Source organism: Candidatus Poriferisocius sp. (assembly GCF_965219815.1).
Lineage (GTDB): Bacteria > Actinomycetota > Acidimicrobiia > Acidimicrobiales > Bin134 > Poriferisocius.
Genome location: NZ_OZ244791.1, coordinates 1309572 through 1321569 on the forward strand (window position 1 = coordinate 1309572; position 11998 = coordinate 1321569).

11 protein-coding genes are annotated in these 11998 nt (G+C 65.5%); 6 read left to right on the top strand and 5 right to left on the bottom strand.

Translation table 11 applies throughout. The features are described 5' to 3' along the window. Window positions 1–8: 8 nt before the first annotated feature. Window positions 9–1109, top strand: a complete 1101-nt coding sequence (locus tag ACOQPI_RS06225; RefSeq protein ID WP_420618821.1) for an NAD-dependent epimerase/dehydratase family protein — start codon at window positions 9–11, stop codon at window positions 1107–1109. Between the two features lies 1 nt (window position 1110). Here the strand turns inward: ACOQPI_RS06225 and ACOQPI_RS06230 are convergent, their stop codons facing one another. Next, entirely contained in the window at window positions 1111–2853 is a 1743-nt protein-coding gene (locus tag ACOQPI_RS06230) for a trypsin-like peptidase domain-containing protein (protein ID WP_420618822.1), read from the bottom strand. Between the two features lie 19 nt (window positions 2854–2872). Next, on the bottom strand, window positions 2873–4135 hold the full coding sequence (locus tag ACOQPI_RS06235; protein WP_420618823.1) for an APC family permease: 1263 nt from the start codon (window positions 4133–4135) through the stop codon (window positions 2873–2875). A gap of 20 nt (window positions 4136–4155) precedes the next feature. Here ACOQPI_RS06235 and ACOQPI_RS06240 point away from each other — a divergent pair, with 20 nt between their 5' ends. Continuing rightward, a complete protein-coding gene (locus ACOQPI_RS06240; protein ID WP_420618824.1) occupies window positions 4156–5007 on the top strand; it encodes an enoyl-CoA hydratase/isomerase family protein in 852 nt (283 codons plus the stop codon). Here the strand turns inward: ACOQPI_RS06240 and ACOQPI_RS06245 are convergent. Next, window positions 4992–5936: a TauD/TfdA dioxygenase family protein gene (locus ACOQPI_RS06245; RefSeq protein ID WP_420618825.1), complete on the bottom strand. Its 945-nt coding sequence runs from the start codon at window positions 5934–5936 to the stop codon at window positions 4992–4994. The two genes, ACOQPI_RS06240 and ACOQPI_RS06245, sit on opposite strands and share 16 nt — an antisense overlap. Window positions 5937–5986: 50 nt before the next feature. Here ACOQPI_RS06245 and ACOQPI_RS06250 point away from each other — a divergent pair, with 50 nt between their 5' ends. Further along, window positions 5987–6850: an SMP-30/gluconolactonase/LRE family protein gene (locus tag ACOQPI_RS06250; protein WP_420618826.1), complete on the top strand. Its 864-nt coding sequence runs from the start codon at window positions 5987–5989 to the stop codon at window positions 6848–6850. Here the strand turns inward: ACOQPI_RS06250 and ACOQPI_RS06255 are convergent. Further along, window positions 6847–7590: a metallophosphoesterase family protein gene (locus tag ACOQPI_RS06255; protein WP_420618827.1), complete on the bottom strand. Its 744-nt coding sequence runs from the start codon at window positions 7588–7590 to the stop codon at window positions 6847–6849. The genes ACOQPI_RS06250 and ACOQPI_RS06255 overlap by 4 nt on opposite strands. 61 nt (window positions 7591–7651) lie before the next feature. Here ACOQPI_RS06255 and ACOQPI_RS06260 point away from each other — a divergent pair, with 61 nt between their 5' ends. Next, a complete protein-coding gene (locus ACOQPI_RS06260) occupies window positions 7652–8569 on the top strand; it encodes an SDR family NAD(P)-dependent oxidoreductase (RefSeq protein ID WP_420618828.1) in 918 nt (305 codons plus the stop codon). Beyond that, window positions 8566–9765 (top strand): cytochrome P450, encoded by a 1200-nt coding sequence (locus ACOQPI_RS06265; protein ID WP_420618829.1) that lies wholly within the window; start codon window positions 8566–8568, stop codon window positions 9763–9765. Before ACOQPI_RS06260 ends, ACOQPI_RS06265 begins: the two co-directional genes overlap by 4 nt. 7 nt (window positions 9766–9772) lie before the next feature. Here ACOQPI_RS06265 and ACOQPI_RS06270 read toward each other — a convergent pair whose 3' ends face one another. After that, window positions 9773–10954 (bottom strand): cytochrome P450, encoded by a 1182-nt coding sequence (locus ACOQPI_RS06270; protein ID WP_420618830.1) that lies wholly within the window; start codon window positions 10952–10954, stop codon window positions 9773–9775. A gap of 18 nt (window positions 10955–10972) precedes the next feature. On the opposite strand from ACOQPI_RS06270, the gene ACOQPI_RS06275 reads away from it, so the two are divergent. Beyond that, window positions 10973–11911 carry a cyclase family protein gene (locus ACOQPI_RS06275; RefSeq protein WP_420618831.1) on the top strand — a complete coding sequence of 313 codons (939 nt, stop codon included), beginning with the start codon at window positions 10973–10975 and terminating at the stop codon, window positions 11909–11911. Window positions 11912–11998: the final 87 nt, after the last annotated feature.

Consider the following 11998-nt stretch of genomic DNA (forward strand, 5'->3'; position numbering starts at 1 on the left):
GAGCAGGAATGAAGGTCTTGGTCATGGGCGGGAGCCAATTCAACGGTTACTCGCTGGTCATGGAACTCGTCAAGCATGGCCACGAGGTGACGGTGCTGAACCGGGGGCGCACTGCGGTGGACTTTCCCCGGTCGGTGCGCCGCTTGGTGGCCGACCGCACCGACCATGTTCAGGTGCGGTCGGTTCTGGGCGGGGAGAGCTTCGACGTGGTGCAGGACATGAGCGCCTATCACCCGGCCGATGTGGAGCTCATGATCGAGGTGTTCGAGGGGCGGGTCGGCCACTACATCTTCGCCTCGTCCACGGTCATCTATGCCCCCACCGACATCCTGCCCATCACCGAGGACCACCTCGTCGACCGTGGTCCCAACCAGAACGAGTACGGGTTGCACAAGCTGCTGTGTGAGGACATCCTCGTCGACGCCTGGCGCAGTCGAGGCTTCCCGGCCACCATCGTGCCGTTCTCCATGGTGTTCGGTCCCCGCAATATCCTCGCCGACCGGGAGCAGCGGATGATCCTGCGGCTACTGCGAGGCCGCCCGGTGCTGATTCCCGGCGACGGCACCACGGTGGGCCAAGTGGGCCATGTAGACGATCAGTCCCGAGCGCTGAGGATGATGATGCTCCAGCCCCAGACCTTCGGGAAGCGCTACAACCTCACCGGCGGGACGTACCAGTCAGATGAGGGATATGTGGACACGTTCGCCGAGGTACTGGGGGTGGAAGCTCAAAAGGTGTTCATCCCCGCTTCGGTGATGGACGACCTGTGGGACGGTGCCCTGGTGTTCGAGGAGGGAAAGGCCTCCCCGGTCAACATCGACATCCGCAGCTCCGACACCGCCCGAGCCGATGCCGACAACACCCGGCGGCGGTTCAAGCTGGCCCAGCTTGTGCAACGCCTGGCCCCCAACCTGCACCGCTGGAACCGAAGCGTGGTGTTCTCCGTCGACCGGCTGCGAGCCGACGTCGGCTGGGCCCCCGAATACACCCTGGCCGGCATGGTCGATCACGTACACCGCTGGATGGTCGCCGAGGGCCTCGACCAGAGCCTTGATCTGGATTTCACCTTCGAGGATCAGATCGCGGCCCACGTGCAGGGCGGAGCCTGATCTAGTTCTGGACCCGCTCGACGGTCAAGGCGTAGCCGTTGCCGCGGGCGCCCGATGTCTCGTTGATGTAGATGGCATATTCGCCGGCGTCGAGCGCGGTGAATCGAAGGTGAGCGTTGGTGGAGAATCCCAGACCAGTGCGCGGGTTGGTGCCGTCGCTCTGGGCTGACTCACCCGTCTCGCGGTTCCTGACCGTGATCGAAGTATCGGCGAGGATCGAATCAGTGCTGATCTCGATGGTCTCGCCCTCTTCGAGGCTGATCTTGTACCAATCGGTGTCGAATGTGTAGTCGAAGAATCCGTAGAAGATCTCTACATTGCCCTCGGCCAACAAGACAGTGCCGTCGGTTTCGTCGTTGTAGGGGTGAAGCCTGATCGTGGCGGTCAGACCGAACTCGTACTCTCCATCTGAGAGGCTGCCGATTCTCACGAAGTGTCTGCCGCTTCGGAGCACTTCAAAGGAAGCTTGCTCGATTCCGGTCTCGGTCGAGTTCTGCGTGGCCAGCGTCTCCACGGCATCGGAGGCGATGATGAGGCCGTCGCTCTCGCCCTCGATGCGGATGGTCACTTTGGTGCCCGCCGCGGCGTTGAAAGTGAAGGCCGGGCTGTCGATCCCCCTAGTCCCGGTGACGCTGTGCTCGAATTCTCCCACTTTTCGCGGCGCCCGTCGTTCGGTCTTGTCTTCTGTAGGCACTTGGCCTGCGATCAGCCTATGCACGATCAGCGCATCGTCGGCGGCTGAGGTGGCCAGGGCGAAACCGGCTTCGCTGAATCTCCACGTGGAGATGCCCACCACCTCCCCGCGCGAGTTGAGGAGGGCCCCTCCGCTTTGCCCGCCGGCAATCGCCGCGTCGGACTGGAGGATGGTGAGGTCGTAAGTGGCCCACTCGCGCAAGCGAGACAGGATGCCTTGGGTGATGGTGGGTTGTGGGAACAACTCAGGCTCAGAGGGATATCCCACTAACAGGAGGTTGCTGCCGAGGGGCAGATCATCTTGATCGGAGAACGCCAGCGGCCGGTAGGGGACATCGACTGGTCCCAGCACGGCTAGGTCGGCCATGAAGTCCGATCCCACTACCGGCACGTCTCGAAGCTCGGTGCCGTCGGGGAACACCACCCAGGCCTTTTCGTCGGGCCACACCACATGATGGTTGGTCACGATGTAGCCGCCTTCGATCAAGACGCCGCTGCCGATCTTGGACGATGTCTCGATAAGCGCGATCGATGGGGACACCAGTTTATAGATCTCGGCGGGAGACAACTCCGCTCCTGTTGGCCGTGGCGTCGGTTGGGGAGTGGGCCTGGAAGTGGACTCGGGCGAACTGCCGCCGCATCCTCCCGGAACCAGGGCGGTGTCGATGTCGAACCGACAGCGATAGGCGTTGAGCAACTCCTCTTGGGAGGCCACCAGTCGGTCGCGCCTGGCCAGTTCTCCCAACGTCGGGGTCCCGTCGAATGGCTGGGGTTCCTCGGCAGAGTTCACCGGCGACCCGTCGAAACAACCTCCCGGCACTTGTTGGACGTCGATGCCGAATCGGCAGCGGTAGATGTTGAGCAGGGCCTCCTGCTGCGCGATCAGCTGATCGCGTTTGGTGATATCCGTGGGGCTGGCGGACTGGGCGCTGGCGGGCGCTGCCATCCACAGCGTGGCCGAGATCACCGCGGCTGCTGCCAGGCGGACAACCAGATGCTTGAGCCTGGTTGCCGGGACGCGGCCAATGTTGACAGGGGAAGTTGTCGTCACTGCTTCCTTCTTGCTGCTTTTACTCGGCCGCGGCCGACTGGGGCCAGGCTCTGCGGATTCGCCAGATCAGGATACCGGCGGCAAGAACCAGAAGGCCGACAATCACGGAGGCCCCGGGCAGAGTCACGGCCAGGGTGACGCAGCCGATGAAGCCGAGGCCGCTCAGCCCCCGCGGCCAGCGGCGCTGGGCGGCTGACAGGGTCCACGCGGCGGCATTGGTCATGGCGTAGTAGAACAGCACGCAGAACGAGCTGAAGCCAAGCACGTTGTGCAGGTCGGTCAGCGCCACTAGCACGATCACCACCGCGGCCACCGCGACCTCGGCGTAGTGGGGCACCTTGAATGTCGGATGGACCTTGTCCAGCGATCGGGGCAAGTCGCCTTCTGAGGCCATGGCAAATGTGGTTCGCCCCACCCCGGCGATGAGGGCCATCAGCGCCCCGGCCGAGGCAATGGCCGCCCCCGCCCGCACTACCGGGGTGAGGCCGTTCCAAGCCCCGGCGTCGGTGGCTGCTGCCAATGGGGCGGCCGCGTTTGCCAGCACTTCGGGGCCGACCGCCCACAAGGCGGTAGCTGACACAGCGGCATACACCACCAGCGTTATGCCCAGCGCAACGGGGATGGCCCGGGGAATGGTGCGAGCCGGGTCTTTGATCTCCTCGCCCAGAGTGGCGATGCGGGCATAGCCGGCGAAGGCGAAGAACAACAGCCCGGCTGCCTCCAGAATTCCGCCCGCGCCGCCCTCGCCCCAGTCGGCCAGATTGTCGGCATCGGTCGTGCCCCCGCCCACCGCAGCGGCCACCACCAAACCGAGGGCGATCAGCACCAGGGTGACCGTGACCCGGGTGGCCGCCGCCGTCCGGGTGATGCCTCGGAGATTGATCGCAGTCACCACCACAACGGCGGCGATGCCAGCGGGCCGGGGGTACTCGGGAAAGGCGTAGGCCCCGAAAGCGAGCGCCGAGACCGACAGCGTGGCCGACTTGCCGACCACAAACCCCCATCCGGCGCAGAACCCGGCAAGGTGGCCCAGCCGCTTGCGCCCATACACGTAGGTGCCCCCGGAGGCGGGGTAGAGGGCGGCCAACTGCGCTGAGGATGTGGCGTTGCAGAACGCCACCACTCCGGCTACCGCCAATCCGATCATCAGGCCCGATCCGGCCGCGGCCGCCGCCGGCCCGATGGCAGCGAACACGCTGGCCCCGATCATCGACCCCAGTCCGATCACGATCGCATCCCCAGTGCCCAGCCGTCGGGCCAACCGGGTGGGCGGGTTGCTCACAATCCGACAGGATAGGGGTCATGGCTGAAGACAATGTGACCTACGAGACGGCTGGGGCGGTGGCGACGATCACCCTCAATCGGCCGGAGGTGTTCAACGCCCTGACCGACGAGATGTTCGACCAGATCGTGGCATTCGTCCGCCAGGCCGAGGCCGACGACGATGTGAAATGCATCGTGTTGGCCGGGGCGGGGCGGGGGTTCACCGCGGGATTTGACCTGTCCAGTCCCGACGACTTCTACGGCGGGGCCGAGACCAAGGGCGGGCGGTTCGCCATCGCCGGGCTGCGCCGCCGGGCCTGGGTGATGCGCGACCTGCTGTACTCGGCCAAGCCCATCGTGGCCCGGGTTCACGGGCCGTGCATCGGCGCCGGGCTGTATCTGATGCTGGTGTGCGATTTTGCGGTGGTGACCGACGACTCTGTGTTCGGACTGCCCGAGGAGCGGTTCGGCTCGGCGGGCACGTCGTGGCTCTACCCCATGCTGGCCTCCCAGATCGGGCTGAAGCGGGCCAACGAGCTGGTGGTGACCGGTCGCAAATTCGACGCCGCGGAGGCTGATCGGCTGGGCCTGGTCAACCGGGTGGTGCCCTCCGATGAGTTGGACGAAGCGGTGGCCCAGCTCACCGGGGCGCTGGCCAGCCTGCCCCGCGACGGCATCGCCACTGGCCGCACCGTGGCCCACCTGGCCTACGACATGCTGGGCTTTGGCCAGTCATTCACCCCCCACTACGGCGTCCACCCCTTGTTCGTGATGGGCACCCGCCGCAGCCCCGACGAGTTCGATTTCCACGAGACGTCGCGGGAGAAGGGCATGAAAGGGGCGCTGGCCGAGCGCGACGAGCGCTTCGGCGGGGACTACTGGGGCTGGTAAGCGTCCGTGGGCATCATGGTGGCTTTGGGCTGGTAGGGCACCGATGGGTCGAAGTAGGGGCGGTCGCCGTCCACGGTGCAGCGGCGAATCTCCCGGACCTGGGGATAGTGGTCGGACACGCCCCTGTGATTGGTTGACCGCTCGTCCCAGATGGCCAGATCGCCCTCGGTCCACGACCACCGGCAGTGGAAGCGGGGCTGGTTGATGTGGCGTACGAGAAAGTCAAGAAGGGCCGTGCTCTCGTTCTCAGTCAACCCGACCACGTACTGGTGAAAATTGGTGGCGATATACAGCGCCCGCCGCCCGGTCTCGGGGTGGGTGCGGACCAGCGGGTGCTCCACGCCGGGATAGGCCTCTCTCAGCGGCGCCACCAGGTCCCAGCTTCCCGACTTCTCGGCCATGCTCGTGCAGAACTGGGGATAGTTGGAGTGGTGGACTTCTAGACCGTCGATCATGGCCCGCATCGGCGCTGACAGGGCGTCGTAGGCCGATGTGATGCTGCACCACATGGTGTCGCCCCCATAGGAAGGGGCGACCACGGATTGGAGCAGGGCAATCTTGGGGGGTACTTCGATCCAGGTCACGTCGGTGTGCCAATTGTCGGTGGTGGGCAGGCTCTCGGCGTCGTCGCGGATTATCGACGTGCTCGGCTCGGTGGCGCCCATGACTGCCTGTAGGGGAAAGATGCTGGGCTGGCCCCACAGGGAGGCCAACTCCAGTTGGTCTTCGGCGCTCATGGGCACATTGCGGAAGAAGACCACCTCGTGGCGGAGCAGCGCCTCGTGAATCTCGGAAAACTGTTGCTCGGTCAGGCCGTCGCGGGGGTCCACCCCGGAGATGACCGCGCCCAGCGACCCACCGATCCGGTCAACCTGGATGGTCTCGTAGGACTCCTCGGCGTCGAGACTTGGGGTGAGGGTCATGCTCATAGGGCTATTGTGCCATCTCGTCTGCACGCAAGCCGATGAGGAGGCACCTGATGCGCACGATCTTGGACGGGCTGAACTTCTCCGAAGGCCCTCGGTGGCACGACGGCGCTCTGTGGTTCTCCGACATGCACGCCCATCGGGTGGTGTGCACCGACCTCGACGGCAACGCCGAGACGGTGGCCGTGGTCGACTGGGACGACCCGTCGGGGCTGGGCTGGCTTCCCGACGGCCGGCTGCTGGTGGTGGCCATGGCCACCCAGAAGCTGCTGCGCCAAGAGCCCGACGGGTCGATAGTGGAGCACGCCGATCTGTCGTCGCTGGCCATAGGCGACATCAACGACATGATTGTGCGCTCCGATGGCACCGCCTATATCGGCGACATGGGCCAGAGGATCCACGCCGGGGGCGAGCGGCGCACTGCGCAGACTCTGAGGGTGGCCCCCGACGGGTCGGTGAGCGTGGGCGCTGACGGCATGGAGGCCCCCAACGGCCACATCTTGACCCCCGATGAGAAAACGCTGATCGTGGCCGAGAGCGCGGCCTTCCGGCTCACCGCGTTCGACGTGGCCCCCGACGGCACCCTGTCCAACCGAAGGACTTACGCCGAGTTGCTCCCAGAATCCGACCGGGCGCCAGTGGCCCCGCCCGACGGCATCTGTCTCGACGCCGAGGGCGCGGTGTGGGTGGCCGACCCGCTGGGCCTGCGGGTGTTCCGAGTGCTTCCCGGGGGTGAGGTGACCGACTCCTACGACATGGCCCCCAAAGTGCCGGTGGCCTGCGTGCTCGGCGGCGACGACCGCCGCACACTCCTCATCTGCGCCGCCGACGACTGGAAGAGAGAAGTTGTCACCGCGGCGAAAACCGGCGCTATCTACGCCACCGAAGCCGCCGTCCCCGGCGTGGGCAAGCCTTAGTCGACAGGCTGGGGCGTCAGCTCGCGCAGGGATACGGAGACGCCGGAATCTGGGCTGAGGCTGACCAGCACTACTGCGGGTTCGCCTTCCAATGACTCCGCGGTGGCGCCGGAGTAGGCGACCACCGAAGGTGATTCGCGCACCACTTGGTGGCGGTGGATGTGGCCCAGGGCGACGTAGTCCCAGTCGACGGTGTCGAGGTGGCTGGGGTAGATGGGAGACGAACGGTACGACGGCGTCTCGTCGGGCATGACCAGGCCGTGGCCCATGGCTACGCACCAGCCGTCCTCGGGACGATCGGGGAGGCCGTCGAGGGGGTGGAAGCCGGGATGGTGGTCGTCCATTGACTTGCCCCACACCGTGAGCTCCAGTTCGGGAAGGTGGGTGGTGGTTCCCTCGAGAGAATCGAGGACCGTGACTGGCAGATCCTGAATATGGGGGCCAAACCGGTGAAGCACCGATGTCTCCGGGTGGGCGTCGTGGTTGCCGGCGATCATCACCACCGGGCACGAGAGCCGAGCGAGCTGGTCGGCGGCCCAACTCAACACGTCGTCGCCCACCCGGTTGTGATCGAACAGGTCGCCCGAGATGATCACCACGTCCACGGCCTCGGAAATGGCCAGATCGATGGCCGCGGCAAAGGCGGCCTCTTGTCGTCGGGCCGGGGAAGTTCCCAAATGGCAGTCCGAGGTGTGCAGCATCGACAGGGTTCGACTTCGGGGGTAGGTCTTTTTGGTCACGATCCTCGGCTCAACTCGTCGGCGTAGGCTCGACCATAATTCCCCACGGGAGGGAAAGACCATGAGTGAAGGTGCCACTGACGGCAAGGTTGCGCTGGTCACCGGCGCCAGCAAGGGGGGAACAGGCACCGCGATCGCGGTGCGTCTGGCTGCCGAGGGCGCCCGAGTGGCCATCACCGCTCGCGACGAGCAGGGCTTGGCCGCCACTAAAGAGCGCATTGAGGCGTTCGGCGGGGAGTGCCTGGTGATTCCGTCCGATCTCAGCGACCCGTCCGGGGCCCGCACCGAGCTGGTGCCCAAGACAGAAGAGGCATTCGGGCCGATCGACATCTTGGTGAACAATGCCGCCTTCGGAGGGTACTACCCGTTTGAGGAGGTCACCCCCAAGCAGCTTGAGCTGAGCCTGCAAGTAAACCTGTGGGCGCCCTGGGAGCTGATGTCGTCGGTGGTCAGCGGGATGCGCGAACGGGGGAGCGGGTCGATTTTGAACCTCACCACCTTCTCCGCCGAGTTGCCGCCCGGACCTCCGTTCCCGTCGAGCAAGCCCTCAAAAGCCGGATTCGTATATGGGGCGCCGAAAGCGGCGTTGAACAAGCTGACCGTCTCGGCGGCCAGCGAGTGCGAAGGGCAGGGGGTGTCGGTGAACGCCCTCACCCCCCAGGCGGCCATCGCCACGCCGATCTTGGTGGAGGGCGGCTGGATAGACGAGGAGATGTTCGAACCCCTTGAGACGATGGCCGAAGCCGCCTTGGCGCTGGTCACCGGCGATCCCGACGTGCTGACCGGTCGCATCGCCTTCAGCCTGCAACTGCTGGTGGAACTCAACCGGCCAGTACGCGATCTGATGGGCGGGTCGCTGGTGGAGGGCTGGCAGCCGGCCGACATCCCACCAGTCATCGCCCGACAAGAGGCCAACCTCGCTCGGCGGGGCTGGCCCGACGGCTACACCTTCGGACGGGTCCACAGTCCCCGCCCATGAGCGACGAGCTGCTTCTTCGGATCGTCACCGATCGTGAGGCTTACGCCGACCCTTACCCGCTGCTGCGGGAACTGCGGGAGACGGCACCGGTCTACAAACTCAGTTTTGCCGACTATTGGGTCCTCACTCGCTACGAGGACTGCCGGAAGGCACTTCGGGATCCCCGGATGGGTAACGCCGAGCCTGGCGACGAGGTTCCGACGCTCACTGCTGAGAGGGTGCGAACTCCCAACGAAGAGCGGACCTTCCTGTTCTTGAATCCTCCCGACCACACCCGACTGCGATCGCTGGTCAGCCGGGCCTTCACTCCTCGACGGGTTGAGGGCCTGCGGTCGGCGGTGGAAAAGATGACCGCTGAACAACTCGACTTGCTGGCCGCATCCGGTGGAGGAGACCTGATCGAACAATTGGCCTTTCCCTTGCCGGCCAATGTCATCAGCGAGCTGGTGGGGGTTCCCCGGGCTGACCGAGATTGGCTGCGACCTTTGGTGTCGGATCTGGCCGGCACCCTGGAACCGAACCAAAGCCCGGAGGATCGGGAGCGGGCCGAAGCGTCTGCGGTCAAGGTGAAGGCGTATTTCGACGAGTTGATCGACCAGCGGCGAGCCGAGCCCAGTGACGATCTGCTGTCAGCGCTGATTGCGGCCAGCGACGGAGAAGACCGGCTCACCCAGCGAGAGATCGGACTCACCTTGTCGCTCATCTATGCCGCGGGCTTCGAAACCACCACCAACCTGATAGGGAACATGGTCCACACGCTCATCCGGCATCCAGGTGAGCTGGCCCGGCTGCGGGCCGATCGGTCGCTGGTGCCCGGCGCGGTGGACGAGGTGCTGCGCTATCAGCCTCCCGTGCAGGTGGACGCCCGGTACACCTTCGAAGCCGTGGAGATCGGCGGGCACGACATTGCTCCGGGGAGCATGGTGTTGATGCTCCTGGGAGCGGCCAACCGCGACCCCGACGTGATCGATGATCCCGACCGGTTCGATATCAGCCGCCAAGAGACACCGCTGCTGTCGTTCGGGTCAGGCATCCACTACTGCCTGGGTGCTTCACTGGCCCGCCTCGAAGGCCAAGTAGTGCTGGCTGGCCTGCTGGACCGCTTCGAAACCTGGACTCCCTTGGAGGACGATCCCCCCTGGAAGGACCGGCTCACCTTGCGCGGGCTGGCCCGCTTGCCGGTAGCCCTGTCCTAGCTGAAAGTCAGAAAACGATCGGTACCGAGGCGTAGCCCTGCTGGAAGGAGCCCGGCAGGCGGACCACTTCGTCGGCGGGCACCTCGAAGTCGGGGATGCGGGCCAGAGCCTCCTCGATGATGACCCGGCCCTCCAGACGGGCCAGATGGGCGCCGATGCAGTAATGCAGGCCGTGGCCGAAGCCCAGCTGACGATTTGGGCGGCGGTGGATGTCGAAGACCTCAGAATCGGAGCCGAACTCCCGCTCGTCCCGGTTGGCCGACTGGTACAGCAGAAACACCCGGTCGCCGGGGGCCATCTCCTGGCCGCCGATCTCGGTTGGCCGGCAGACGGTGCGGCCCAGATGCTGTATGGGCACTTCCATGCGCAGCATTTCCTCGAAGGCACCCCCGCTGAGCAACGGGTCTCGGGCCAAGGCGGACCGCTGGTCGCTGTTGGCGGCCAGGTGGATGAACCCGCCGCCCATCACTTTGGGGGTGGTCTCCACGCCACCGGTGAACAGGGTGGAGAGCTGGATGGCTGCGTCTTGGTCGTTGAAGGGATGGCCCAGCAAGTCCACTCCAAGCAGAGACTCGATGTACTCGGGACAATCTCCCGCCCGCTGTTTGGCCACGAAGCCGCACAGGTATTCGTGAATCTTGGCCCGGGCCGCAGGAGCCCGGTCGTCATAGCGCATGGTCTGGTTGGCGTACTCCACCAGCTTCTCCCCGTCGGAGAAGGGGAAACCCAGCACCAATGAGGTCCCGGCCACCGATACCGGCGAGGCCAGTTCGGTCACCACGTCCAACCGCCCCCGGTCTAGAGCGGCGTCCACGCAGTCGGCAGCCACCCGGCGCAGCTCGGCCTCCAGTTCGGCCACTGGCCTCGGGCGCAGCGGTGGATAGAGAATCTTGCGGACCTGGGTGTGGGCAGGCGGGTCCATCTGAGAGAAGCTGAGAAACGGCCCGGTTGGCAGCGGCCCCAGCTCGGCTGGGGCCGGTTGAAGCACCTGATCACGAAGGAAGACGGGCCCCTCGGCGATGGTGAACGACTCTCGGTCGCAGCTCACCTCCCACACCTCGGCGAATCGGGGCAGCGCCCACCCGTGATACTGCTCCAGCCGGTGTACGCCGCCTGCTGCCCGCAATTCCCGATAGATGGGCAGCGGATCAGTGGCCACCTCCAAGGAGAACGGGTCGTAGTCGTTCATTGTGATAGAGACTGCCTTATGGGACTGAGTGATCGCACGCCGCCGACTGCTGAAGAGTACGCCGCCTATCGGGAGCGGTTCTGCAACTGGGGTCGCTGGGGGGACGACGACGAGCTGGGCACTCTCAACCACATCACGCCGGAGGCCCGACAAGCGGCGGCCACGCTGGTGCAGACCGGAGAGGCGGTGTCGATGAGCCGGCCCATCGACACTCATGCCGGTCCGGCCAACCCCTACCCGGCCCATCACTTCGTGGGGGCGGGAGACTCGGGGGCGATGGCCGACTACTTCGGCATGTTCATCCACGGGTTCGTGCAGACCCACATCGACGCCCTGTGCCATCTGCCGGTGGATGGCGGCGGCAAGTTCTGGAACGGCAAGGAGTTCGCCAAGTCCCCCATGCCCGCCGAGCACACCGGCACCATCGACTTCTGGAGCGACGGCATCGTCACTCGGGGAGTGCTCTACGACGTCCCCCGGTTCCGGGGCACCGACTACGTGGCTCCCGGCGAGCCAGTCCACGGCTGGGAGCTGGCCGACGTGGCCGCCGCCCAGGGAATCGAACCTCGGCCCGGCGACGCGGTGTGCATCCGCAGCGGCATGGACGTGTATTTCGAGAAGACCGACACGTCTCAAGGTATGGGGTCGAATGCCGGGGTCCACGCCTCGGCCATCGAGTTCCTCTACGAGACGGAGGCCTCCTGTCTGACCTGGGACTTCCAAGACGCCCCTCAAGAAGACCAGGGCATCCCTAATCCGATGCCCATCCGCATCGCGCTGCACGTCCACCACATCCTGTTGCCGTACATGGGCATGCCCATCATTGACAACGCCGATTTTGAGGCGGTGGCCGCCCGCTGCGCCGACCTGGACCGCTGGGAATTTCAGTACGTATGCGCTCCGCTGGTGCTACGCTACGGCACCGGTTCGCCGGTGAATCCTCTGGCAATTTTGTAGCGCGAGACCTTCTTCACCACCCACTGCGAGGCCAGGGCTTCGGTAAATTCGCAGACAACCTTGTAGCACTGGAGCGCTTATGAGGTG